The sequence below is a fragment of the Nitrospirillum guaranorum genome (assembly GCF_034653275.1).
In the GTDB taxonomy this organism is placed as follows: domain Bacteria; phylum Pseudomonadota; class Alphaproteobacteria; order Azospirillales; family Azospirillaceae; genus Nitrospirillum.
Genome location: NZ_JAYEES010000002.1, coordinates 63,147 through 87,905, shown reverse-complemented (window position 1 = coordinate 87,905; position 24,759 = coordinate 63,147). Strand labels below are relative to the sequence as shown.

16 protein-coding genes are annotated in these 24,759 nt (G+C 68.2%); 9 read left to right on the top strand and 7 right to left on the bottom strand.

The features are described 5' to 3' along the window. Positions 1 to 28 precede the first annotated feature (28 nt). A complete protein-coding gene (iolG, locus tag UAJ10_RS06425) occupies positions 29 to 1,024 on the bottom strand; it encodes an inositol 2-dehydrogenase (RefSeq protein WP_322914554.1) in 996 nt (331 codons plus the stop codon). A gap of 188 nt (positions 1,025 to 1,212) precedes the next feature. Between iolG and UAJ10_RS06420 the strand changes: the two genes are divergently transcribed. The 5 genes from UAJ10_RS06420 to iolB all read left to right on the top strand — a co-directional run bounded on the left by UAJ10_RS06420 (position 1,213) and on the right by iolB (position 7,741). Next, positions 1,213 to 2,100, top strand: coding sequence for a MurR/RpiR family transcriptional regulator (locus tag UAJ10_RS06420; RefSeq protein ID WP_322914553.1), 888 nt, complete (start codon positions 1,213 to 1,215; stop codon positions 2,098 to 2,100). A 97-nt stretch (positions 2,101 to 2,197) separates the two neighbouring features. Continuing rightward, positions 2,198 to 4,153 (top strand): bifunctional 5-dehydro-2-deoxygluconokinase/5-dehydro-2-deoxyphosphogluconate aldolase, encoded by a 1,956-nt coding sequence (locus tag UAJ10_RS06415; RefSeq protein ID WP_322914552.1) that lies wholly within the window; start codon positions 2,198 to 2,200, stop codon positions 4,151 to 4,153. Then, positions 4,150 to 6,006, top strand: coding sequence for a 3D-(3,5/4)-trihydroxycyclohexane-1,2-dione acylhydrolase (decyclizing) (iolD, locus tag UAJ10_RS06410; RefSeq protein ID WP_322914551.1), 1,857 nt, complete (start codon positions 4,150 to 4,152; stop codon positions 6,004 to 6,006). The genes UAJ10_RS06415 and iolD overlap by 4 nt, the downstream gene beginning before the upstream one ends. Positions 6,007 to 6,020: 14 nt before the next feature. Continuing rightward, entirely contained in the window at positions 6,021 to 6,935 is a 915-nt protein-coding gene (gene iolE / locus UAJ10_RS06405) for a myo-inosose-2 dehydratase (RefSeq protein WP_322914550.1), read from the top strand. Further along, entirely contained in the window at positions 6,932 to 7,741 is an 810-nt protein-coding gene (gene iolB / locus UAJ10_RS06400; RefSeq protein ID WP_322914549.1) for a 5-deoxy-glucuronate isomerase, read from the top strand. The genes iolE and iolB overlap by 4 nt, the downstream gene beginning before the upstream one ends. A gap of 4 nt (positions 7,742 to 7,745) precedes the next feature. Here iolB and UAJ10_RS06395 read toward each other — a convergent pair whose 3' ends face one another. Further along, positions 7,746 to 8,846, bottom strand: coding sequence for an alpha-L-fucosidase (locus tag UAJ10_RS06395; protein WP_322915011.1), 1,101 nt, complete (start codon positions 8,844 to 8,846; stop codon positions 7,746 to 7,748). Beyond that, positions 8,743 to 9,132: an alpha-L-fucosidase gene (locus tag UAJ10_RS06390; RefSeq protein WP_322914548.1), complete on the bottom strand. Its 390-nt coding sequence runs from the start codon at positions 9,130 to 9,132 to the stop codon at positions 8,743 to 8,745. The genes UAJ10_RS06395 and UAJ10_RS06390 overlap by 104 nt, the downstream gene beginning before the upstream one ends. Before the next feature lie 560 nt (positions 9,133 to 9,692). Here UAJ10_RS06390 and UAJ10_RS06385 point away from each other — a divergent pair. From UAJ10_RS06385 to UAJ10_RS06370, 4 genes are all read left to right on the top strand, one after another. Continuing rightward, the gene (locus tag UAJ10_RS06385) at positions 9,693 to 12,647 is read left to right on the top strand and encodes a TonB-dependent receptor (protein ID WP_322914547.1); all 2,955 of its coding nucleotides are present in this window, start codon (positions 9,693 to 9,695) and stop codon (positions 12,645 to 12,647) included. A 117-nt stretch (positions 12,648 to 12,764) separates the two neighbouring features. Further along, positions 12,765 to 14,204 carry a glycoside hydrolase family 125 protein gene (locus UAJ10_RS06380; protein ID WP_322914546.1) on the top strand — a complete coding sequence of 480 codons (1,440 nt, stop codon included), beginning with the start codon at positions 12,765 to 12,767 and terminating at the stop codon, positions 14,202 to 14,204. A 25-nt stretch (positions 14,205 to 14,229) separates the two neighbouring features. Beyond that, a complete protein-coding gene (locus tag UAJ10_RS06375; protein ID WP_322914545.1) occupies positions 14,230 to 16,569 on the top strand; it encodes a GH92 family glycosyl hydrolase in 2,340 nt (779 codons plus the stop codon). Positions 16,570 to 16,651: 82 nt separating this feature from the next. Continuing rightward, the gene (locus UAJ10_RS06370) at positions 16,652 to 18,781 is read left to right on the top strand and encodes an alpha-L-fucosidase (protein ID WP_322914544.1); all 2,130 of its coding nucleotides are present in this window, start codon (positions 16,652 to 16,654) and stop codon (positions 18,779 to 18,781) included. Between the two features lie 4 nt (positions 18,782 to 18,785). Here the strand turns inward: UAJ10_RS06370 and UAJ10_RS06365 are convergent, their stop codons facing one another. The 4 genes from UAJ10_RS06365 to nagA form a co-directional block, all read right to left on the bottom strand. After that, the gene (locus UAJ10_RS06365; RefSeq protein ID WP_322914543.1) at positions 18,786 to 21,137 is read right to left on the bottom strand and encodes a hypothetical protein; all 2,352 of its coding nucleotides are present in this window, start codon (positions 21,135 to 21,137) and stop codon (positions 18,786 to 18,788) included. Further along, positions 21,137 to 22,039, bottom strand: coding sequence for an ROK family protein (locus UAJ10_RS06360; protein WP_322914542.1), 903 nt, complete (start codon positions 22,037 to 22,039; stop codon positions 21,137 to 21,139). The genes UAJ10_RS06365 and UAJ10_RS06360 overlap by 1 nt, the downstream gene beginning before the upstream one ends. 152 nt (positions 22,040 to 22,191) lie before the next feature. Continuing rightward, positions 22,192 to 23,418, bottom strand: coding sequence for an ROK family transcriptional regulator (locus tag UAJ10_RS06355; RefSeq protein ID WP_322914541.1), 1,227 nt, complete (start codon positions 23,416 to 23,418; stop codon positions 22,192 to 22,194). Between the two features lie 167 nt (positions 23,419 to 23,585). After that, positions 23,586 to 24,758 carry an N-acetylglucosamine-6-phosphate deacetylase gene (gene nagA / locus UAJ10_RS06350; protein WP_322914540.1) on the bottom strand — a complete coding sequence of 391 codons (1,173 nt, stop codon included), beginning with the start codon at positions 24,756 to 24,758 and terminating at the stop codon, positions 23,586 to 23,588. Position 24,759: the final 1 nt, after the last annotated feature.

Sequence of the window (24,759 nt, the reverse complement as noted above, 5' to 3'; positions counted from 1 at the left end):
GGGGCTGAAGAAGGCTCCGCCGCCGTCATCATAGGCGCACGGCCTGGCCGGTGGCGGCGGACCGGGCGGCGGCCTCCGCCAGGGCCAATGCCGCCACGCCGTCGGCATACCCCACGCCGGGTTTGGCCGTGCCGGCCAGGATCTCGGCGAAATGGACCACCTCTTGCCGGTAGGCCTCGGCATAGCGGTCCAGGAAGAAGTTCTGGAAGGCGTCGCTGGCCGTGCCGGGGTTGCCGCCGGCGCCGCCCCAGGTGGAAACGCTGCTCTCCAGGATGTTGTCGGCGCGCAGCAGGCCCTTGGAGCCGAATGCCTCGATACGCTGGTCATAGCCGTAGCCGGACCGGCGGCTGTTGCTGATGACGCACAGCTTGCCCGTGGCGGTGCGCAGGATGGTCTTGGCGGTATCGACATCGCCGGCGGCGGCGATGGCCGGATCCACCAGGCAGCTGGCGGCGGCGTAGACCTCCACCACCGGTTCGCCCAGCAGCCAGCGGGCCATGTCGAAATCGTGGATGGCCATGTCCTTGAACAGCCCGCCGGACACCTTGATGTAGCTGACGGGCGGCGGGGCCGGGTCATGGCTGGTGATCTGCAGGGTTTCCAGCACCCCCACGGCGCCGGCCTCGAGTCGGGCCTTCAAGGTGGCGAAGTGCGGGTCGAAGCGGCGGTTGAAACCCAGCATCAGGGGAACGTCGCCACCCAGGACGGGCGCGGCGGCCTGGGCGCGCGCCAGATCCATGTCCAGCGGCTTCTCGCACAGCACGGCCTTGCCGGCCGTGACAGCGCGGGCGGCCTGGTCCAGGTGCAGGTCGGTGGAACTGGCGATGATCACGCCCCGCACACCCTCGTCCGCCAGGACCGTGTCCAGGTCGGTGACCGCGGCGCCCGTTTCCGCCGCCACGGCGTCGCTGGCCGCTGTGTTGGGGTCGGTGACGTACTTCAGGCGCAGGGCCGGGTGGGCCGCGACGTTGCGGGCGTGGATGCGGCCGATACGGCCGGCGCCCAGAATGGCGATGTCGAACATGCAGGCTCCCTGTCAAGGCCCGGCCGCCCGGCTGGCGGGCTTTTTCGGCACCAGTGGGGCGGTCATCAACACATTATGGAATGAAAATATCATACCATGGGGTATGATGGAATATCCATAACGCCGGGTGGCGTTGCCTTCACCCGGTGAGCGTCTATTCTGGGGCCACATAGGATTTTGGAGGGGCAATGACGGGGAGTGCCACCGTGCCGCGCACGGCCGAGGAACTGCGGGCCGCCATATTGGAACGCTACGACACCTTCAGCAAGCGGCTGCAGCAGATCGCCCGCTTCGTCCTGGACCATCCGGACGATCTGGCGCTGGAGACACTCGCCGTGGTGGCGGAGCGGTCGGGCGTCCAGCCCTCGGCCATTGTCCGCTTCGCCAAGGCGCTGGGCTATTCCGGCGCCATGCCCATGCAGCGCCTGCTGCGCGACGGCCTGCTGGCCAACCACACCGCCCTGGGCTATGGCGAGCGCGTGCGCCAATTCAACGCCGCCCTGGACCACCAGGCGGGGGCTGGCGACGACAGTGACCTGCTGGCGGAATTCGTGGAACGCGACACGCTGGCGCTGGAAAACCTGGGCCAGACCATGACCAAGGCCGACCTCGCGCGCGCCGTGAAACTGATCGACCAGGCGCAGATCCTATACGTCATGGGCTTCCGGCGCGCGTTCCCGGTGGCGTCATATTTGGCATATTCATTCCAACAGGTGGGCAAGCGCACCATCTTCGTCGATGGCGTGGGCGGCCTGACCAGCCAGCAGATGGGCGCGGTCGGGGAAACCGACCTGCTGATCGCCGTCAGCTATCACCCTTATGCCGAGGAAACGATGCATGCCGTCGAGGCCGCCGTCGCCGCCGGCGCCAAGGTCCTGACCATCACCGACAGCCTGGTGAGCCCCATGGCCAAGATGGCGGCCCATGTCCTGCAAGTGCGCGAGTCCGAGGTGCGCGGCTTCCGCTCGCTGGCGGCCTCGCTGTGTCTGGCGCAAACCCTGGTTATCAGCCTGGCGTTCGAGCGCGAGCGGGTGGGCGCCAAGGGGGTGTCGCGACCCCGCCGCCGGAAAGCCTGACCTATTTGGCGATACGTTATTTACAAAAACCGGAAACGTGGAATATATGTTCCATTCTATCGGGCGCCGATCCGGCGCCCCCAAGGCTGGAACCGGCATGGCGTCTTCTGCGCAATCCCCCGTCCAAACCCTTCCCAAGTCGCTGGACCTGATCGCCATCGGCCGATCCAGCGTCGACCTATACGGCCAGCAGGTCGGTGGTCGGCTGGAGGACATGGCGTCCTTCGCCAAGTACCTGGGCGGCAGTCCCACCAACACCGCGGCCGGCGGCGCACGCCTGGGCCTGCGCACGGGCCTCATCACCCGGGTGGGGGCGGACCACATGGGCCGCTTCATCCGGGAAGAGCTGGAGCGGGAAGGGGTGGACGTCACCGGCGTCGTCTCCGACCCCGACCGGCTGACCGCCCTGGTGGTGCTGGGCATCCGCGATCGGGAAAACTTCCCCCTGATCTTCTATCGCGAGAACTGCGCCGACATGGCGCTGGACGTGGCGGACCTGGACCGCGACTGGCTGCGCCACACCGGCGCGGTGCTGATCAACGGCACCCACCTGTCGCGGCCCCAAGCCTTCGCCGCCAGCGTGGCGGCGGCGCGGCTGGTGAAGGAGAATGGCGGCCGCGTCGTGTTCGACATCGACTACCGCCCGGTGCTGTGGGGCCTGGCCGGCCGCGACCGGGGCGAGGACCGCTTCGTCGCGCACGAGGGCGTCACCCAGCGCCTGCGCGAGGTGTTGCCCCTGTGCGACCTGATCGTCGGCACGGAGGAGGAAATCCATATCTTGGGCGGCGTGACCGACACGCTGGCGGCGCTGGGCGCCATCCGCGCCCTGACCGGCGCCCTCATCGTCTGCAAGCAGGGGGCGGGCGGCTGCACCGCCTTCCCCGGCGCCATTCCGGCCAGCCTGGCGGACGGCGTCGTGGTGCCCGGCTTCCCGGTGGAGGTGTTCAACGTCCTGGGCGCCGGCGACGCCTTCATGGCGGGCTTCCTGCGCGGCTGGTTGCGGGATGAGCCGCTGGAACGGTGCTGCGCCTGGGGCAACGCCTGCGGCGCCATCGTCGTGTCGCGCCACGGCTGCGCCCCTGCCATGCCCACCTGGCCGGAACTGGAATGGTTCCTGGCCCAACCCAGCCTGCCCCACCGCCTGCGCGACAGCGCCGAGCTGGAACACATCCACTGGGCCACCACCCGGCGGCACCGCTATGACGAGCTGACCGTGTTGGCTGTGGACCACCGCAGCCAGTTCGAGGACCTGGTGCGGGAGCTGGGCGCCGACCCGGCCCGAATCCCGGCGTTCAAGATACTGGCCCTGCGGGCGGTGGAGACGGTGGCCGGCGGCGACGACCGCTTCGGCCTGCTGCTGGACGGCCGCTACGGCTTCGATGCCCTGGCCAGTTCCGCCGACGACGCCTATTGGATCGGCCGGCCGATCGAGGAGCCCAAGTCCCGCCCGCTGGTGTTCGAAAGCTCCGCCGACGTGGCGACGGAACTGGCGGAATGGCCGCTGCACCATGTGGTGAAATGCCTGGTCTTCTATCATCCGGATGATGCCGCCGACCTGCGCGACCGGCAGGAACGGCAGCTGCTGCGCCTGTTCGACGCCTGCCGCAAGACGCGGCATGAGCTGCTGGTCGAATTGATCGTGCCGGCCGGATCCAGCGTCGACGCCCTGACGGTGGCCCGCGCTATCCGCCGCCTGTACGCCCTGGGCATCAAGCCCGACTGGTGGAAGCTGGAACCGGTGACCAACCCCGAGGCCTGGCGTAACATCGAGGGGGCGGTGCTGGAAAACGACCCCTATTGCCGGGGCGTGGTGCTGCTGGGCCTGTCCGCGCCGGAGGAGGAGTTGCTGGCCTCCTTCCAGGCGGCGGCCCCGTCGGGCATCGTCAAGGGCTTCGCCGTCGGGCGGACCATCTTCTATGATGTCGCGCGCGGCTGGCTTGCCAACCGGCTGGACGATGAACAGGTGGTGGCCATGATGGCGGGCAAGCTGAAGACCCTGGTGGACGCCTGGCGACAGGCCCGCGCGGCCGTGGCCTGGGGTGGGGGCAAGTGACCGCCGGGACCCTGCGCCTGACGGCGGCCCAGGCGATGGTGCGCCATTTGGCGGCGCAACGGGTCGAGGGGGCCGATGGACAGCCGGCGCCCTACTTCGCCGGCTGCTGGGCCATCTTCGGCCATGGCAACGTGGCGGGATTGGGGGAGGCCTTGCAGGCCAGCCAGGACGCCCTGCCGACCTATCGCGCCCATAACGAGCAGGCCATGGCCCACGCCGCCATCGCCTTCGCCAAGCAGGCGCGCCGCCGGCGGGCCATGGTCTGCACCACCTCCATCGGGCCGGGCGCCACCAACATGGTGACGGCGGCCGCGCTGGCCCATGTCAACCGCCTGCCCGTGCTGTTCCTGCCGGGTGATGTCTATGCCACCCGCCGGCCGGATCCGGTATTGCAGCAGATCGAGGATTTCGGCGACGGCACCGTGTCGGCCAACGACTGCTTCCGGCCGGTGTCACGCTATTTCGACCGTCTGACGCGGCCCGAGCAGATTCTGGACGCCCTGCCCAAGGCCATGGCGGTGCTGACCGATCCGGCCGCCTGCGGCGCCGTCACCCTGGCCTTCTGCCAGGATGTGCAGGCTGAGGCCTGGGACTATCCGGAGGATTTCTTCGCCCCCCGCCTGTGGCGGTTCCGCCGCCCGCCGGCCGATCCCTTCGATCTGGCGGATCTGGTGGTGCGCATCCGGGCCGCGCGGCGGCCCTTGATCATCGCCGGCGGCGGCGTACTGTACGCCGGCGCGGAAACCCTGCTGGCCGACCTGGCGGCGGCCACCGGCGTTCCGGTGGCGGAGACGCAGGCGGGCAAGGGGGCGTTGCCCTGGGATCATCCGTCCAATCTGGGCGCCGTGGGCGTCACCGGCACCGGCGTGGCCAACGCGGCGGCGTCCGAGGCGGACTTGGTCATCGGCATCGGCACGCGCCTTCAGGACTTCACCACCGGTTCCCGCGCCCTGTTCCGGGGTGCCGCGCGCACGCTGGTGCAGGTCAACGTCTCGGCCCATGACGCGGCCAAGCAGGGCGCCGTGGGCGTGGTGGGCGATGCCGGCGCCGTGCTGGCCGCCCTGGCGCCGCTGCTGGCCGGCTGGCGGGTCCCGGCGGAGTGGACGCAGGTACTGGCGGCCCCGGCACGGGCTTGGGAGGAGGCTTGGCAGGCGGCGACGGCAGCCCCCAGGGGCGACGCCGAGGCCTTGCCCACGGATGCCCAGGTGCTGGGCGCCGTGTGGCGTCAGGTGGGGGAGGACGCTGTGGTGGTCTGCGCCGCTGGTGGCCTGCCGGGGGAATTGCACAAGCTGTGGCGGGTGCGGCGGCCCGGCGGCTACCACGTGGAATACGGCTATTCCTGCATGGGCTATGAGATCGCCGGCGGTCTGGGCGTGAAGATGGCGGAGCCGGCGCGCGACGTTCACGTCGTGGTGGGCGACGGCAGTTATCTCATGATGAATTCCGAGATCGCCACGGCCGTCATGCTGGGCCTGAAGCTGACCATCACCGTGCTGGACAACCGTGGCTACGGCTGTATCAACCGCTTGCAGCGGGCCACCGGCGGCGCGCCCTTCAACAATTTGCTGGCCGACGCGCGCCACGCGGCCCTGCCGGTCATCGACTTCGCCGCCCACGCCGCCAGCCTGGGTGCTGCGGCGCGCAAGGTGGCGGATATCGCTGGACTGGAGGCCGCCCTGGCCGAGGCGCGGTCGGGCACGGGCGTGCACGTCATCGTCATCGACACCGACCCGGCCGTGTCCACCGCCGCCGGCGGCGCCTGGTGGGACGTGGCGGTGCCCGAGGTGTCCGACCGCGCGGCCGTCCGCCAGGCCCGTGCGGCGTATGACGAGAAGACAAAAGACCAACGTTAGGGAGGTCAGCCCCCATGTCTACCCGCTTAGGGTCCATTCGCTTCGGCGTCAGTCCCATCGCCTGGATCAACGACGACATGCCCGAACTGGGTGGGGCGACGCCGGTGGAAACGGTGCTGGCCGACGCCCGCGCCATCGGGTTCAGCGGCATCGAACTGGGCGGCAAATTCCCCCGCGATCCGCAGGCGCTGAAGCCCCTGCTGGCCGGCCATGGGCTGGACCTGGTGGGCGGCTGGTACAGTGGCAACCTGCTGGCCCATGACGCGGCGGCCGAGATCGCCGCCCTGCAGGGGCACCTGGCCCTGCTGAAGGCCATGGGCAGCACCGTCTTCGTCCATGCCGAGACCAGCAACGCCATCCATGGCGACCGCGCCCGCCCGTTGGCGGAGACGCCCCGGCTGGACGCGGACGGGTGGGCCGTCTTCGGCCGGCGCCTGACCGAGGTCGCCGACTATATCGCGGGGCAGGGGCTGCGCTTCGCCTATCACCACCATCTGGGCACGGTGGTGGAACGGCCGGACGATCTGGCCCAGTTCCTGGCCCATACCGGCCCGTCCGTCGGCCTGACGGTGGACACCGGCCACGCCGCCCTGGGCGGCATCGACGCGGTGGAGGTCATCCGCGCCCACCCCGCCCGCGTCGCCCATGTCCATTGCAAGGACGTGCGCCAGTCCGTGTTCCAGGCCCTGAGGGACCGGGGCGGCAGCTTCCTGGATGGCGTGTTGGACGGCATGTTCACGGTACCGGGCGACGGCCGCCTGGACTATGCCGCCGTCATGCGCGCCTTGGCCGACATCGGCTATGCCGGCTGGGTCATCATTGAGGCGGAGCAGGATCCCGCCAAAGCCGACCCGCGCCAGTACGGCGAGATGGGCCTGCGCCACTTGCGCTACGCTGCGGCCGGCGCCGGCCTGACGGTGGCGTCATGACCGCGTCGCCCCTGCTGGTGCGTTCCCAAGCGCCCGATGTCACTGGCTGTGTGTTGGAGGTGACGCCGGAAAGCGCCGGCTGGACCCATGTCGGCTTCCGCCTGCACCGCCTGACGCCGGGACAGATGTTGGAGGGGACGGAGCCGGGGCGCGAGGCCTGCTTGGTGGTGCTGTCCGGCACGGCGCGGGTGACGGCGGGGGACCAGGACCTGGGTCCCGTCGGCGGCCGCACCAGTGTATTCGAGGACAAGGCACCGGGTGCGGTGTATGTCCCGGCGGACCAAGCTTACCGCGTGGTGGCGATCGACGCGGTGGAGCTGGCGGTCTGCACCGCCCCGGGCCATGCCGGCGCCGAGGCCCGGGTGATCGCGGCGGATGAGATGCCGCGCGAGGTGCGGGGCCAGGGCGCCAACACCCGCCACGTCCGCAACATCCTGCCGGAGGGCAAGCCGGCCGACAGCCTGCTGGTGGTGGAGGTCATCACCCCCGGCGGTCATTGGTCCAGCTATCCGCCGCACAAGCACGACACGGCCGAGGCCGGCCACGAGACGGCGCTGGAGGAAACCTACTACCATCGCCTGAACCCGCCCCAGGGCTTCGCCTTCCAGCGCGTCTACACCGACGACCGCAGCCTGGATGAGACCATCTGCGTGCAGGATGGCGACGTGGTCATGGTGCCCCGTGGCTATCACCCCGTGGGCGCCCCGCACGGCTACGATCTTTATTACCTGAACGTGATGGCGGGGCCGGAGCGGCGCTGGATCTTCCGCAACGACCCTGCGCACGACTGGATCATGCGCCGCTGACGTCTCAGGGGCCGAGATCCAAGCGGATCACCCGGTCCCAACCGTCCATAGCCTCGCCTGTCGCGGCCGGCAGGGTCAATTCCAGACCGTCGGGCCGGGCCTGGACCGTCACGGCGCTGCCGTCGCGCAGCAGCGTCGCCTTCTTGACCGTTTGGGTCAGCGGCAGGAATAGGGGGCTGTCCTTCCAGTCCAGGACGTGGACGTAGACGCGCCCCGGCGCCTGGGTGGTGACGCCCCAGGGGCGTGGCGCCAGGGGGCCGCCCCGCGTCTGGTAGACGCTTTCGCCATAGCGTTTCAGCCATTGCCCCATGTCCTTCAGGGTCTGCACGTTTTCCGGCTGCAGCTCACCATTGGGCATGGGGCCGGTGTTCAGCAGGAAGTTGGCGTTGCGGCCGGCGGCGCCCACCAGGCTGCGCACCAGGGTCGCGGTCGACTTGTACTGGTCGTCGATCATGTTGAAGCCCCAGGAGCCGTTCATGGTCTCGGCCATTTCCAGGGGCAGGGCGCTGACGCCGGCCTTGTTGAAGCCCATGCTGTTCTCGCCCGGCAGGTCACGCTCGAACATCTGGAAATCCTCACCGGGGAAGGGCGCCTGATGGTGGTTGTTCCCGATCAGGGCGGCCGGCTGCAGGCCGTGGATCAGGCGGTAGGTCTCATCCAGGCGCCAGCGATCCCTGTAGGCCGTGTCCTTCTGGTCCCACCAACCGTCGAACCAGATGCCGCCGATGGGCCCGTAGTGGGTCAGCAGTTCACGCAGCTGCGCCTGTTCGAAATCGATGTAGCGGTCCCAGTCGCCACCGGCCGGCCGCTCCGAGGCATGCCCCGTCGTTCCTTGGGGGAAATAGTCGGGATGGTGCCAGTCCAGCTGCGAGTAATAGAAGAACAGCTTCAGCCCGGCCTTGCGGCAGGCGGCGGCAAGTTCGGCCAGCGGATCGCGATGGAAGGGGGTGGCGTCGACGACGTTGTAAGGGCTGGCCTTGCTGGCGAACATGGCGAAGCCCTCATGGTGCTTCGACGTGATGACGACGTAGCGGGCGCCCGCCGCCTTGAAGGTCTGCGCCCAGGTGTCCGCGTCGAAGGCCGTGGGGTTGAAGAACCGGGCCAGGCGTTCGTAGTGGCGGGCGGGGATTCTGGTTCTCATCCATGATCCATTCGGCGATGCCCATCTTGCCGGCGCCGCCCAGTTCGCTGTACAGGCCCCAATGCAAAAAGACGCCGAACCGGGCATCCTGGAACCACTGCCGCGCGGCCAAGTTCTCCGCCGTCGGCGTATAGGCCTGGGCCGCAGCTGGCGGCGCGGTGTCCGCCCTGGCCCCAGCGCCCAGCGCCATGAGCGTGGCGAGGGCGGTGCCGGCCAGGATGGTGGCGAGGCGGCGGCGGATGACGGCCATGGCTGCGGCTTTCCCTGTCGTGTGGCGGGGGTTATTTCGATAAATATATTCCTAATTTCAGAATAATGGAAATTATTTTCCATTCGATGGTTGTGTTGGCGATCTCCGCGAGTCGGAAAAGAAGCGGGGTCCTGCGCGCCGCCTAAAACCGTGTGAATGCACCTCAAGGGTTTTCTCTGGTCCGGGGCTTTGCATCGGCAAGTGGCGCGGCCTCAATGGAAGCGTAGGGAAAGCGTCCTTTTCCGCCCGTTGTGAAACGGTGCCTTGCGGCATGGTCCTTCTGTTGCGCGACGCGGCCGTATGTCTTGCCCCGGCGATGCAAGCGATTCCAATATCTTCGCCGGCGGTCCTTCCCACCTCTCTGAACTTTGGTTTCATATGGGAGGGGGCTTGGAATGGAATTTTTAGATCAAAAATAAAGAAAATAGAAAAAATGAATTGACTTGGCCGCCGGCCGGGCGTTCCTCTGTAGGTAGAACGGCGCGCTTAACCATCCTTTCCCCGGGGACCGATGCCCCGGTGAAACCGGCCGCCGCTCCACTAAAATCGGGGAGCAAGACATGGGCCTGGGCAAATTCAGGGCTGGCCTTCTGGCGGGATCGACGGTGATGGCGTTCTCGCTGCCGGCCATGGCAGGTAGCATCACTGGCACGATCGTGGACCCGGGCACGGGCAAGCCGCTGGCCGGTACGGCCATCACCATACCCGGTACCGGCTATTCCACCGCCTCGGGTGAGGACGGGACCTTCACCCTGGCAAACGTTCCCGAGGGCAGCTACACGGTCACGGCCTCGCGCTCTGGCCTGCACACCAGCTCCACCCGCGTGACCGTGCCTAGGGACGGTGCCGTGACGGTCAGCTTCGAGGCCTATACCGCGGCGCTGCAAGAGATCATCGTCGCCGCCAACCGCTACCAGGCATCCAGCCTGCAGATGAACGCCAGTAACACCGTCGACGTCATGTCGGCGGCCGACCTGGAGCACACGGCGGTGCACAACGTGGCCGAGGCGCTGGGCCTGCTGCCCGGCGTGAACGTCATGAGTCAGGGACAATCCTTCGTGGGCGGCATCGGCGCCGCCTCACGCGGCGAGGGCATGTTCACCTCCATCCGTGGCCTGAACGGCGAATACAACGTCAACCTGATCAACGGCGCCAATGTCGCCCAGGGCATGCCTTACAGCCGCGAGGTGCAGCTGAGCCTGCTGCCGCCGTCCGGCCTGAACACCATTGTCGTCAACAAGACGTCCAAGGCCGACATGGATGGCGACGCCATCGGCGGCACCGTCGATTTCCGCACGCCCACAGCCTTCGATTACAGCGAACCGCTGATGTTCAGCTTCACGGCCAGCGGCCGGCTGGAAACCCGGGCGCAGGATTACAAGAAGGACAGCCTGGGCTATGGCCTGGCGGGTGAAGGGGCGGGCAAGTTCGGCCGCGACAACCAGTTCGGCGTCTATGTCAGCGCCTATTACGATATCCGCCACTACGCCAACAGCGAAATGGGCGCCGTCGCGGAAACCACCTGTTGCGACAACGCCTGGGCCTTCGCCGTGGCCAATGCCGACGGCACGAACCCCAGCAACCTGAACCCGGCCAAGAACCTGGAAACCACCGGCTTCAACGTCGGCGTCTCTACCGGCTTCACCAAACGCTATGGCGGCAACGTCTCGTTGGACTGGCAGCCGGACGAGACCGCCAGCGCCTATTTCCGCCTGAGCTACGCGGTGGCGGAGACGCAGCAGAACAGCAATTTAAGCCAGCTGATCGGCATGAACGTCACCTATGACCAGATCGGCAGCACGCCCCTGTACCACCCCAACATCCAATACCTGTCCACCCGCTTCTGGTATGAAACCAACCCTGAATATTCCGACCTGGCGACGGCCCAGTTCGGCGGCGAGAAGAAATGGGGCAACTGGACCTTCAGCCCCAACGTCTTCATGAGCTGGGGTGACAACGACCGCCCCGACCATATCGAGATTTCCACCCGTTCGGTCCAAAACGACGGCAACGGCTTCGCCTACGGTAACAACACCCTGGCGACCTACGTGAATGACTTCCCCTATCCGCTGGTCGGTTCGGATGTCATCGCGCAGCTGGGCAACGTCGCCAGCTTGCCGGCCCGCGACCGGGGTGAGATCACCGCGCAGCTGAGCGGCCAGGTGAAAGGCGGCGGCAAATTTGATACCCGCTACGATGTCAACGCCGGCCCGCTGGAATTCATCAAGTTCGGCGCGAAGTATCAGGTCAGCGAGCGCCAGGTGACCAACCGCGACTGGTACAACGGCAATTTCGACGACGGCCGCACCTTCGGCTCGCTGGGCATCATCAGCGGCAACTATTCATCGGTCTATCCCGGCATCTACAACTGGTCCGTGCCGATCATCGACCAAGCGGCGCTGTTCCGCCTCTACAACACCTATGCCTATCCCGGCAATCTGGACAGCTGCAGCAGCCTGTACATCAACAACTGGAACTGCAACACCCAGAAGGGCACCGAGGCCGTGTCGGCGGCCTACGTGATGGCCAACCTGAAATTCGACGATTTGGAAATCGTCCCCGGTTTCCGCTTTGAGCACACGTCCATCCACAACACCTTCTGGGTGACTCCGCACGATGCCGACGGCAATGAGCTGGCCGGCCATTGGGGCTATAACTCCACCCACTACAACGAACCCCTGCCCAGCATCTTCGCCAACTATCGGCCCGATGAGAATTCGGTCTACCGCGCGGCCATCTGGACCAGCTACACCCGCCCGCCCTTCGTGCAGCTGGGCGGCGGGTCGCAGACCAGCATCTCCAACGGCGTCACCACCATCACCGAGGGCAACCCCAACCTGAAGGCCATCACCGCCGTCAACTACGACCTCTCCGGCCAGTGGGACAGCGGCCATGGCGGCACCCTGGTGGTGGCGGGTTACGCCAAGCAACTGTCCAACTACATCTATGACAACGGCAGCACCTACAGCAATCCGGCGGTGGCAAACAGCGGTTCGGTGATCTTCCACCACCCCACCAACGGCGGCGACGGCCAGGTCTATGGCATCGAACTCTCCGCCCGGCAGAAATTCCAGGACATGCCGGCCCCGTTCGACGGCTTCGGCATCGGCGCCAACCTCACCCGGCAATGGACGTCGGTCGATACCAAGGCGCCGGGCTTGGACCCCAACGAGCGCATCCAGAACGCCCCGGAATGGATGGCCAACATCGAGGCCTTCTACGAAAAGGACGGCTTCACCCTGGACCTGATCTACCACTACACCGGGGCCTACGTGACCCAGTACGATTACCTGGGTCTGGGCGGCAGTTGGGACGACCTATGGATCCGCCCGGTCCAGCGCGTGGATCTGCATGCCGGCTACGATTTCGGCTACGGCGTGCGGGCCGACGTTTCGGTGTCGAACCTGTTCGACGATATTTCTTACTGGTCGCATATCGGCAAGGAGAGCCTGGCGATTTCCGATATCGTGGATACCGGGCGAACCATTCTGGTCAGCATGAAGTACAGCTACTGATCCTGAAGCGGGACGAAAGGTCCTGGTGGCGGTCACCAGGGCCTTTCCCTATTCTGCGGGGATAAGGCCGGGCGGAACCGGCCCGCCCCCATCACGGGCCCGGGATATGGGATGCAGATGCCTAATCGCCGAGATGTGCTGACGATGGCCGTGGCCGGCGCAGGCTTGGGCTTGACGGGTCCGCTTCGCGCCGCCGGCGCGCCCGTCCTGGCTTCCCGGCGACCGGCACCCGGCGCCCGGGGCTATGTGAGCCCGGCGGTGGAGGCGGTGATACGGGATGCCCGCGCCGCCATCGCCGATCCGGAGCTCTATTGGCTGTTCCAGAACTGCTATCCCAACACCCTGGACACCACGGTGTCCCTGGGCACCTTGGACGGCGGGCCCGACGCCTTCGTCATCACCGGCGACATCCCCTGCCTGTGGCTGCGCGACAGTTCCGCCCAGGTGTGGCCCTACCTGTCGCTGGCGCGGCGGGACGCGGCCCTGCGTCACCTCTATCAGGGGCTGATCCGCCGTCAGGCGCGCTGCATCCTGATCGATCCCTATGCCAACGCCTTCAGCCGCGACGCCGATGTCCCGACGCCCTTGAGCTGGGCCAAGGACGACATGACAGGAATGAGGCCCGGGGTGGCCGAGCGGAAGTGGGAGGTGGACAGCCTGTGCCACGTCATCCGCCTGTCCCACGGCTATTGGCGGGCGACCGGTGACACCATCCCCTTCGACGCCGCCTGGCGCCAGGCCATGGCCCTGGTGGTGCGCACCTTCCGGGAACAGCAGAGGCTGGACGGCCCCGGCCCCTACCGCTTCCAGCGCACCAGCGAAACACCCAACGACACGCTGCCGCTGGACGGCTACGGCGCGCCCACGGCCAAGGTCGGGCTGATCCATTCCATGTTCCGGCCCTCGGACGACGCCTGCGCGCTGCCCTTCCTGGTCCCCGCCAACCTGTTCGCCGTGGCCAGCCTGCGCCAGCTGGCCGACATGGCGCAGGCCATCCATGGTGACGTCACCCTGGCCGCCGCCTGTCATAGCCTTGCCGACACCGTGGCGGCGGCGTTGGCGCGGCATGGCCGCATGGCGGACGGGGAAGGCCAGGACGTCTGGGCCTATGAGGTCGATGGCTACGGCAACGCCCTGTTCCTGGACGACGCCAACGTGCCCAGCCTGCTGAGCCTGCCCTACCTGGGCTGCTGCGACGCGGGGGACCCGCTGTACCGGCGCACCCGGGAACGGGTGCTGAGCGGCCGCAACCCCTATTTCTTCCGGGGCCGCGCGGCGGAGGGCGTGGGTGGGCCGCACGTGGGGTTGGGCATGATCTGGCCCATGTCCCTGATCGTCCGTGCCCTGACCAGCGACGACGACGCGGAAATCCGCCAGTGCCTGCGGTGGCTGAAGGGTACGCACGCCGGCACCGGCTTCATGCACGAAGCCTTCGGCCAGGACGATCCCGGCCACTTCACCCGACCCTGGTTCGCCTGGGCCAACAGCCTGTTCGGCGAACTGATCCTGGACCTGATGGCGCGCAAGCCGGCACTGCTGCGCCAACCTTTGACCTGAGCCGGCGTTGACGGAGGGCCTTTCCATGATGACACGGCGTGACCTGCTGGGCGGCGTGGCCGCCGCGGCCCTGGTGCCGCTGGCGGGCGGTGTCGGCATCGCGTTCGCCGGCACGGGGCGGAAAGCCGGTGCCGGCTTCTGCCGCCATGTCGATCCCTTCATCGGCACTGGCGGCCATGGCCACACCTACCCCGGCGCCACCGTGCCCTTCGGCATGGTGCAGCTGAGCCCCGACACCAACACCGCCGGCTGGGACGCCTGCTCGGGCTATCACATCCAGGATCGCAGCCTTTTGGGCTTCTCCCACACCCATCTCAGCGGCACGGGCGTGGGCGACATGCTGGACGTGCTCGTGGTGCCCCGTGTGGGCCCGGTACGCCTGGACCCCGGCACGCTGGAGAACCCCGATGAAGGCTATCGCGCCCGCTTCGACCATACGGACGAACAGGCGACGCCGGGCTACTACCGCGTGCGGTTGAAGGACAGCGGCATCGAGGCCGAACTGACGGCCACGGCGCGGGCGGGCCTGCACCGTTACCGCTTCCCTGACGCGGCCGGCGCCCACCTGCTGATCGACTTCGCCCACGGGTTCCAGGACCCCGCCGGCTCCGTCACCCGTATCACCGGCGCCTCGCTGCGCCTGGTGGGCAAGGACACGCTGGTGGGCGGCCGCCATGTCCATCAATGGGGGCAGGGGCGGGTCATTTATTTCGCGATGAAGCTGTCGCGCCCCTTTGCCGGCGCGCGCCTTTACAGCAACGACCACGCGCTGCCCGAGGGCGCGCAAGCGGTGGAGGGGGCCGCGCTGAAGTGCGTGCTCGACCTGCCCGACGCCCACAGCGGCCCACTGCTGGTCAAGGTGGGCCTGTCGGCCGTCGACATCGACGGCGCCCTGCGCAACCTGGACGCGGAAATCCCGGGCTGGGATTTCGACGGGGTGCGCGCGGCGGCGGCCGCGGCATGGGAGGCGGAGCTGGGCCGCCTGGCGATCACCAAGGGCGGCGACGACGCCGACATCAAAATCTTCTACACCGCCCTCTACCATGCCCTGTTGGCGCCCACGCTGTTCAGCGATGTGGACGGCCGCTACCGCGCCATGGACAGCACGGTGCGCCAGCTGCCGACGGGGGCCAACAACTACTCCACGTATTCGCTGTGGGACACCTACCGCGCCCTGCATCCGCTGTTCACCCTGGCCCAGCCGCCCGGCCGGGTGGGCGACATCGTGGGCGGCCTGGTGCGCATGGCGCAGGAAAGCCCCGCCGGCCCGCCGGTGTGGCCGCTGCAGGGTACCGAGACCGGCTGCATGATCGGCTGGCATTCCGCCGTGGTGGTGGCCGAGGCGGCGGCCAAGAACATACCCGGCGTCGATTACAAGGCGGCTTGGCCCATTTTCCGCAAGCAGGCCCTGCAGGGTCAGACCAGCGGCCTGCCGGAATACCGGCGCCTGGGCTACATCCCCAGCGACACGGTGGAGGAGGCGGTCAGCAAGACGCTGGAATACGCCTATGACGACTGGGCCATCGCGGGCCTGGGCGACGCCGTGGGCGCCACGGAGGACGCCAACGCGCTGCGCAAGCGCTCCCTGAACTATCGCAACCTGTTCGATCGCGACATGACCTTCATGCGCCCGCGCTTCACCGACGGCAGCTGGGCCCAGCCCTTCGACCCGCGCGGCATGGGCCATAGCCGCAAGTGGCGCGACTTCACGGAAAGCAACGCCTGGCAGGCCACCTTCCTGAACCAGCACGACGTCTACGGCTATATGGAAATGTTCGGGGGGCCAGCGGCGTTCGAGCGCAAGCTGGATGAGCTGTTCACCACCAGTTCCGACCTGCCGGACGACGCGCCGCCCGACATCGCCGGCCTGGTGGGGCAATACGCCCACGGCAATGAGCCCAGCCACCACATCGCCTATCTCTACGCCTACACCGGAGCCCAGCATAAGACCCAGGCGCGGGTGCGCAGCCTGCTGAAGACCATGTACCGGGCGGATCCCGACGGCCTGGCCGGCAACGAGGATTGCGGCCAGATGAGCGCCTGGTATTTGATGAGCGCGCTGGGCCTGTACGCCGTCGACCCGGTCACCCCCATCTACGTCTTCGGTTCGCCCCTGTTCGACCGGGTGGACGTGACGGTGGGCGAGGGCCGGACCCTGACCATCGAAGCCGCCGGCAACGCCCCGGACAGCCCCTACATCCAGTCGGTCACCTGGCAGGGCAAGCCATATACCCGCACCTGGATCCGCCACGCCGACCTGGTGCAGGGTGGCCGCCTGGTCTTCACCCTGGGCCCCAAGCCCAACCCCCGCTTCGGTGCCGACCCCGCCGACCGGCCGCCCTCCTTCACCGCCACACGGGCTTAAGGTCTTTAAACGGTTCCCCGAGCATGGCATCATTAATTTAATTCAGTTTCATTAATGATACACCATGCCGGGGAGCTTGCCGATGTCCCGCCCGTTCCTGCCGTCGCGCCGCGCCGTCCTGGCGACCGGTGCCGCCTCCAGCATCCTGTCCCTGGCCGGCGCCACGGCGGGCCAGGCGCCGGCGCCGCAGCCATGGGGCGCGGTGCCGGCGGCGCGGCAGCAGGCCTGGCATGAGATGGCGGCCTACGCCTTCGTCCATTTCAGCATCAACACCTTCACCGACCGGGAATGGGGGTACGGCGATGAATCACCGGCCCTGTTCAACCCCACCGACTTCAGCGCCGACCAGATCGCCGGGGCCGCCAAGGCGGCGGGCCTGACCGGCCTGATCCTGACGGCCAAGCACCACGACGGCTTTTGCCTCTGGCCCACGCGGTACACCGAGCATTGCATCCGCAACAGCCCCTACAAGAACGGGCAGGGGGATATCGTGGGGGAAATGGCGGCCGCCTGCCGCCGGGCCGGCTTGCGGTTCGGCCTCTACCTTTCCCCCTGGGATCGCAATCACGCGGAATACGGCCGGCCTGCCTACATCACCTATTACCGTAACCAGCTGCGCGAACTGCTGACGGGCTATGGCCCCCTGTTCGAGATGTGGTTCGACGGTGCCAACGGTGGCGACGGCTTTTACGGCGGGGCGCGGGAGAAGCGCTCCATCGACGCCGAAAGCTATTACGACTGGACCAACACCTGGGCGCTGGTGCGGCAGTACCAGCCGGATGCCGTCATCTGGGGCAATTGGGGTCGCGACGCCCACGGGCCCTGGGGTGCCGATGCGCGCTGGGTGGGCAATGAGGAAGGGTATGCCGGCGACCCCTGCCGCGCCACGGTGGGCGACGCCCCCTACACCCAGGAGATTGGAGAGCATGGCACGCGGGGCGGGGCGCACTGGCGGCCGGCCGAGGTCGACGTGTCCTTGCGCCCCGGCTGGTTCTGGCACGCGCAGGAGGATGCCGATGTGAAGTCGGTGGGGCGGCTCGTGCGCTTGTATTTCGAGTCCGTGGGCCGGGGCGCCAACCTGATCCTGAACCTGCCGCCCGACCGGCGCGGCCGCGTACCCGACCATGACGCCGCGATGCTGAAGGGCTGGGGCGACCTGCTGCGCGCCACCTTCGGCACGGACCTGGCCCAGGGGGCCGTGGTTCAAGCGAGCGCCGTGCGCGGGCCCGGCTTCGACCCCCGTAACGTTCTGGACGGACGGGCGGACAGCTATTGGGCGCCGCCGGATGCCGCCCACGTTGCCGACCTGACACTGGAATGGCCCCAGGCGCGTAGCTTCAACGTCGTGCGCCTGCGCGAATATTTGCCGTTGGGCCAGCGGATCGGCGCCTTCGCGCTGGAGGTTTGGGACGACGGTCAGGGAAGCTGGGCGGAGGTCGCCCGCCACACCGCCATCGGCAGCCAGCGCCTGGTGCGGCTGACCGCCCCGATCGCCACCACCCGCCTGCGCCTGCGCATCCTGGACGCGGACGCTTGCCCAGCCATCCGCGAGGTGGCGCTGTTCCGCCTGCCTGACCTGGTGGAGGAGCCGGGCATCCGCCGCGATCGCCACGGGCTGGTGACCCTATCCAGCGACATTCCGGGCGCCATCCTGCACTACACCACCGATGGCGAGGTTCCGACCCTGCGCTCCCCCCTCTACCAGGATCCGTTCCCCTTGCCGGAGGGCGGTATCGTTCAGGCCATCTGCCATCTGCCGCGCACCGGTGCCAGCAGCGGCGTGGCCATGCGGGGGTTCGACGTTTCCAAGGCGGACTGGCGGGTGGTGTCGGCCACGGCGCCGGGGGCCGAGGCGATCATCGATGAAGACCCCGGCAGCCTATGGGTCACCAGCGGACGGCCCTTGCCCCATGAGGTCGTGCTGGATTTGGGGGCCATGCGCCCCCTGAAGGGCATCACCCTGCTGCCGGCGGGCCAGCGTCCGCCGGGCGTGGGCGCGCCGGGGAATTACCGCATCCAGGCCAGTGTCGACGGCAAGGCCTGGGGGCCGGTGGTGGCGGGCGAATTCGCCAACATCGCCGCCAATGCCGGGGAGCAGCGGGTGATGTTCCCCGAGGCGCGCCCCGGGCGGTTCGTGCGGCTGGAGATCACCCGGGCCGCCGGTGGCGAGGGGCTGGTGGCCTTCGCGGAACTGGGGATCGTGACGCGCTGACGGGTCAAGGCTGGGGCATCAGCCAGACCTCGGCCACCTGGTGCCCCCGCCCGCTGCCGCCCAACCCCGGGGGCCGCGTCCATTCCAGATCCAGCCGGCCGTCGTGGGTGGCCTGTTGGGGGATGTCGAATTCCAGGGTCGCCGGGTTCGAGGGCCGAGGCAGGGCCGCATGGATCTCGATGCCGCCATTGGCGGTCAGGCGCATGGGCAGGGCGTAATCCTCGCCCGCGTATGTGACGCGCAGGGTGTAATGGCGTGTGGGATCCAGGCGACGGTAGCGCAGGTGGATGGGGCGTTCATACAGCGTCTCGGCATAGGTGACCCAGGACAGCCGCCAGCCGTCGTCCGGTGTCCGGTCGGCGATGCCGTCGATGTCGCTGTCGTATAGTTCCGGATCCTGGCCGTAGGCCTTGCCCCCCACCAGGTGCGGCTCCTGCCCCGGGTCGCCCAGGTCATCGTACAGGCTGCCTGGCACCGGTCGCCGCCAGGTGACGATCTCGGCCAGGCGCGCCTGGCGCGCCGCCTCGTCCGGCAGCTGGGCGATGTCGGCGAAGCGCCGCGTCAGCCAGACGCGGTCGTTCAGGCTGGTGTCCACCCGATCCAGGTTGGCACCCCGCTCGACGCCCGAGGCGCCGTAGCGGGTGACGCTCAGCTGCAATCCCACGTGCGCGTAAAGGCGGCCGGCCAGGTCGAACAGCTGGTCGCGCAGGCGGCCGGTTTCGGCATCGTCGGGTTGGGCCAGGGCGATGGTCGCCGCCGCCATGACGTCGCGGCTGCCCCGGGCCGGGGCCTGGGCCAGGGTGTCCAGGGCCTGGGCCTCGCGCCGTGCCTCGGCCCTGGCCCGCGCCTGGGCATAGGCATCGTAGGTGGCACGGTAGAGCAGGGATTCGAAGCGCCAATTCTCCCTCAGGTCGGGGCGGTCCTTAAAGCCCTGGAAGTCCTGCAGCGTGGCGGCGATGCCGCTGTTGTCCGTGATGGGACCCCGCCAGTCGCGCTCAAGCGCCAGGATCAGGGCGGCCAGCCTGTCCCCTTCCGCCCCACCCAGGAAATAGCGGGCGTAGTCGCGCAGCGTCTCCTCCGGCGGGGTGGCGGCGGACCAGCCCAGGCGCGTCCACAGCACCTTGTTGACATCGTCGTTCACCCCCTCCGAATAGGTCACGAACCCGACGGTCAGGCCGGCGAAATGACGGAAGATGAGTGTTTCATCCCGGGGGCGGGGGTTGATGGGCTCCCGCCCCTCCAACAAGGCGAAGGCGGGATCCCAGCGCGGTACGGGGAACTGGGCGTGCAGGGTGTGGCCGATATCCGGGTAGAACTGGATGGGGTAGCGCCGGGGAATGCGGGCGCGCTGCACGGGCAAGGGGTCGCGCGACTGGGGGCCGAAGAACACCCCCGTCAGCCAGGCCGGCCGCCGCGCTAGCAGATGATAGAAGGCCTCATAGTGCGCCTGGTCGAAGCCCTGGCCCGATACCCACAGCTGGGCATGGGGATGATACCGTCTCAGGATGCGCGCCTGCCGCTCCAGCAGGGGAAACAGCAGATCCGGCGGCGTGTGCCCCGGATCCCCGCCCGGCACGTAGACGGCGTGGAGATGGGCGAAGCGCCGCACCAGGTCCTCGAACGCCGCCAGTTCCGCCGCCACCGTCGCCGGATCGGCGTAGTCCTGGCGCATCTCCGGATAAAACAGGTCGCAATCCAGGCCGTATTTGTCCAGCAGGCGGGCGATGCCCAGGGTGGTTTCCAAGGCCGGGGCCGGGAACAGGGGGCTGGTCGGCTCGTCGTCCGAGGCGGGGGCGATCAGCTGGACGGCGTTGGCGCCGAACACCGCCAGGTCGCGGATTTGCTGTTCGAACTGCGCCAGCGTCCAGGCGTCGTAGGTGTTGTTCTTGTAGCGATAGCCGATCTGATGGCCGCGTACGGGCTGGGCCGGGCTGGTGGACAGGTTCAACGGATGATCCAGGACGATGTGCCCGGGCGTCATGGTCAGCGTGCGCAGCAGGTGCCCAATGCCGAACAACACGCCCCGGCTGTCGTTGCCGGCGACCACCAAAACGGTTTCCCCACCGCGCCGTTCGGTTGTTAGGCGATAACCTTCCGGCTTGCCAACCGCGTGGGTGATGACGATGCGGGCTGCTGCCCCGTCGGGCGCCACCGACACCTTGGGCCAGGCAACGCCGGTACGCTTGCGCACCTCATCCACCAGCATGCCCACGGCGGCGGCTTCCGGCCCCTTGATCCCGGGTGCCACGACCACGGCCGCCGACAGGTCCAGGGGGGAGGCGGCCCGTGCGCTGAGTGACACGGCGGCGGCCATGGCGGTCAAGACCACCGCGACCCAGTGCCGAGGGGGCAGCATTACAGCGCGCGTTCCCACAGGCGGGCGGCGCCGCGCACGCCGGAGGAATCACCCCAGCGGGCCGGGACCAGCTTCGCTTCCCAGACGTCGGTGAAGAGATAGGGCCGGATGGCGCCGGCCAGCCGGTCATAGATTTCGGTGACGTTGGACAAGCCGCCGCCGAAGACGAAGACATCCGGATCGACGATGTTGCTGACCACGGCCAGGCCGCGGCCCAGTCGGTCGATGAAGCGGTCAAAGGCGGCCACGGCATCCGGCTCGTTGCGGCGCATGCTCTGGATGATGGTCTCGGCATCCATCTTGCGGCCGGTGACCGCCCGGAACTCCCGGCTCAAACCGGTGCCGGACACCCAGGTTTCAAGGCAGCCCTTGTTGCCGCACCAGCAGTCGGGCGCCGGCACCTCATCCGCCTTGGGCCAGGGCAGGGAGATGTGGCCCAATTCCCCGGCCAGTCCGTTGGCGCCCTCGATCAGGCGGCCATCGATCACCAGGCCGCTGCCGCAGCCGGTGCCGAGGATGACGGCGAAGGCGATGCGCGCGCCGGCGGCGGCACCGTCCACGGCCTCGGACAGGGCCAGGCAGTTGGCGTCGTTGGCGACCCTGACCTCACGGCCCAGGGCGGCGGCGACGTCGCTGTGAAAGACGCGGCCGTTCAGCCAAACCGAATTGGCGTTGCGCATGAGGCCGGTCTGTGGGGAGATCGAGCCTGGAACGCCGATGCCCACGGTGCCCTGCGTCCCCGCCTCCGTCTCCACCCGATGGATCAGGCGGCAGATGGTGGCGATGGCGGCGTCATAGCTGCCCGGATTGGGTTCGCGCAGGCGCGACAGGAAACGGCCGTTGAGATCCAGGGCGGCGGCCTCGATCTTCGTGCCGCCGAAATCGACCCCGATTTGAATCATGCGTAAGCCCTCTCGCAGGCCATCTGCTAACGGATGGGAATGGTGCGTCTGATGGTGCGTGGTCCGGGCCCCCTCCCGTGCGTGGGGTCTTCGGATGTCTCCCTAGACAGGACCATACTCATTAAAAAGGAAAAATGAAATAATTAATACAATCAGTCGGCCGCCGTTTTCATGAGCGTCGTCCGGGTGGGCAGCAAACGGTCGCTGAAGGGCAACAGGGCCGCCCCCACCGCCGGCGCGTCGGTGGCCGTGGCCGCGCGGCGGACGGGAACGATGACGGGGATGGCGCCCGCGTGCGCCCGTAGCCGGTCGTTGATCATTTGCGCCAGGCGGTCGATCAGCGGGGCCGGCAAGCGGCCGCCGAAGAACACCGCCTCCGGGTTCACCAGGCAACTGACCGCCACAATGGGCGTGGTCAGCAGCTCGGCCGCCAGATCCAGCCAATCGTTCAGCAGCTGCTGGCCCACGGGGTCGAATTCCAGCAGTTGCTCCGGCCGCGTGACGGCGCGGCCCCGGGCGGCGAGGTAGGCATACAGGGCCGAGAGCGACACCGCCTCCTCCAACGTCCGCGCCAGCGTGCGGGGGGAGGTGATGGGCAGGAATCCCAATTCGCCGCTGCGGCCCTGGGCCCCCCGGAAATACTGGCCGTCGATGACGATGCCGCCGCCCAGGCCCTGGTTGACCAGCACGTAGAAGAAGCTGGGGTCGCTCAGGCCGTGGCCGAACTGCAGTTCCCCCAATGCCGCCGCCGCCGCGTCGTTTTCCATGAACACCGGCAGGGGCAGGGTGGCGGTGAACAGGTCGGGGATGTCCGTCGTGCTCCAGGCTTCGAAGCTCTTCGGCCGGTTGGGCAGGTTCACCCGGCCCAGGTCATCGGGCAGCGCCACCCCGATGCCGATGAGGCGGTTGCGCGGGAAGGTCTGGCTTTCCACCAATTCCTCCACCTGCGCCTTGAAGAAGGCGGCGACGGTGTCGGGCAGGGGGAAGTCCACCTCCAGCACGGCGCGGTGGCGCACCTGGCCCAACAGGTCCAGGACCACCAGGGTCACATGGTCGCGGTCGACATTGACGCCGATGGCGAAACAGCCGTCCGGGTTGATGGCCAGGCGCATGGCGGGCTGCCCGCGCGTGCCCTGCAACCGGCCGACCTCAAGAATGAGACTGTCGTTCAGCAGGCGCCGCGTGATGTTGGCGATGGCCGGCGGGGTGAGGCCGGTGATTCGTCCCAGGTCGGCCCGGGTCAGGGGACCGCTGACGCGAATGGCCTGCAGCATGACCCGCTGGTTATGGTCGCCGGCGCGTTCCAGATTCGTGCCGGAAAGGCTGGCCCCCAGGGTGGGGTGAAGCTCAGGCTGTTGGTGGGCGAGGGGCGGCTGCATCCGGCCGGGTTCCCTTATGCAATTTAATTTCTTTATTCCACCTCATGATGAGACACCGCTGTCAGAGACACAATGACGCAATTGCGAACGGGCAAAGAAAGTTCGCTGCACATTTGTACAGTGGGATAGCATATAAAATATAATGCCCTGTCCAGGTGCCCGATCACTCAGGCGGGCGAGGCTGCTCCGTCCCGCTGGCCGGCGACCCAGGTGCCCAGCACCCGCTGCTGCGTGTCCAGCAGCACCAGGTCGGCTTGGAACCCGGCGGCCAGTTGTCCCAGCCGCCCGTCCATGCCCAGGAAGCGCGCGGGATAGAGCGATGCCATGCGCAAGGCTTCTTCCAACTCCACGCCCAGCAGACGCATGGCGTTGCGTACCGCCTGCGCCATATCGATGTCGGCGCCGGCCAGCACCCCGTCATCGGTCACCAGCCGCCCATCGTGCCGGTGGATGCGCTCGCCGTACAGGGTGAAGGTGGTGGCGTCGGTGCCGGTGGGCGGCATGGCGTCGGTGACCAGCATCATCTTGCCCCGGGGCTTGGCGGCCAGGGCCAACGCCAGCAGGTCGGGATGTACATGCACGCCGTCGACGATCAGGCCGCACCAGGCGTCCTTGGCGGTCATGGCGGCCAGGGCGATGCCGGGCGTCCGGTTGCTGATGGGGGGCATGGCGTTGAACAGGTGGGTGAAACCGCGCAGACCGGCGCGCAGGGCCGCTTGCGTGCGTTCATGACTAGCGGCGGAGTGCCCCCCGGCCAGGATCAGCCCGGCGCGCACCAGCCGCGCGATATCGCCATCGTCCACCTGTTCCGGCGCCAGGGTCAGCAGCACGCGGCCCAGGTCGCCGAAATGCCGGGGCAGGGCGCTCAGCCGGTCCAGATCCACGCCATTGGGACGGCGGATGTGGGCCTCCTTATGGACGCCGCGCCGCGTGGGATTGAGGAAGGGCCCCTCCAGATGGACGCCGATGATGCCGCTGCCCGGCACCGCCGCCGCCTCGGCCGCCGCCTCCGCCGCCGCCATCATGGTGTCCAGGTCGTCGGTGATAACGGTGGGCAGCAGCGCCGTGGTGCCGAACCGCCGGTGGGCGGCGGCGATGGCCAGCGCGCCGGCGGTGGTGGGCGTGTCGTTGAACAGCACGCCGCCGCCGCCGTTGACCTGGGTGTCGATGAAGCCCGGGGCCAGCAGGCTGCCCTCGGGCAGGGGCACCCGCGCCGCGCCCGCCACGCTGGCGACGGCCGGCACGATGTCCAGGATGTCGGTCCCGGCCAGCAGCAGCGCGTGGTCATCCAGCAGCACGTCGCCGGTGAACAGCCGGGCTCCCGTCAGTAGATGGCGCATG

Bases quoted from the DNA above. Each gene is read 5' to 3' on its own strand.
- UAJ10_RS06355 (WP_322914541.1), bottom strand. From the start codon at position 23,418: ATGCAGCCGCCCCTCGCCCACCAACAGCCTGAGCTTCACCCCACCCTG.
- iolB (WP_322914549.1), top strand. From the start codon at position 6,932: ATGACCGCGTCGCCCCTGCTGGTGCGTTCCCAAGCGCCCGATGTCACT.
- UAJ10_RS06375 (WP_322914545.1), top strand. From the start codon at position 14,230: ATGATGACACGGCGTGACCTGCTGGGCGGCGTGGCCGCCGCGGCCCTG.
- nagA (WP_322914540.1), bottom strand. From the start codon at position 24,758: ATGCGCCATCTACTGACGGGAGCCCGGCTGTTCACCGGCGACGTGCTG.
- UAJ10_RS06390 (WP_322914548.1), bottom strand. From the start codon at position 9,132: ATGGCCGTCATCCGCCGCCGCCTCGCCACCATCCTGGCCGGCACCGCC.
- UAJ10_RS06380 (WP_322914546.1), top strand. From the start codon at position 12,765: ATGCCTAATCGCCGAGATGTGCTGACGATGGCCGTGGCCGGCGCAGGC.
- UAJ10_RS06415 (WP_322914552.1), top strand. From the start codon at position 2,198: ATGGCGTCTTCTGCGCAATCCCCCGTCCAAACCCTTCCCAAGTCGCTG.
- UAJ10_RS06365 (WP_322914543.1), bottom strand. From the start codon at position 21,137: ATGCTGCCCCCTCGGCACTGGGTCGCGGTGGTCTTGACCGCCATGGCC.
- UAJ10_RS06420 (WP_322914553.1), top strand. From the start codon at position 1,213: ATGACGGGGAGTGCCACCGTGCCGCGCACGGCCGAGGAACTGCGGGCC.
- iolE (WP_322914550.1), top strand. From the start codon at position 6,021: ATGTCTACCCGCTTAGGGTCCATTCGCTTCGGCGTCAGTCCCATCGCC.
- iolG (WP_322914554.1), bottom strand. From the start codon at position 1,024: ATGTTCGACATCGCCATTCTGGGCGCCGGCCGTATCGGCCGCATCCAC.
- UAJ10_RS06370 (WP_322914544.1), top strand. From the start codon at position 16,652: ATGTCCCGCCCGTTCCTGCCGTCGCGCCGCGCCGTCCTGGCGACCGGT.
- UAJ10_RS06385 (WP_322914547.1), top strand. From the start codon at position 9,693: ATGGGCCTGGGCAAATTCAGGGCTGGCCTTCTGGCGGGATCGACGGTG.
- UAJ10_RS06360 (WP_322914542.1), bottom strand. From the start codon at position 22,039: ATGATTCAAATCGGGGTCGATTTCGGCGGCACGAAGATCGAGGCCGCC.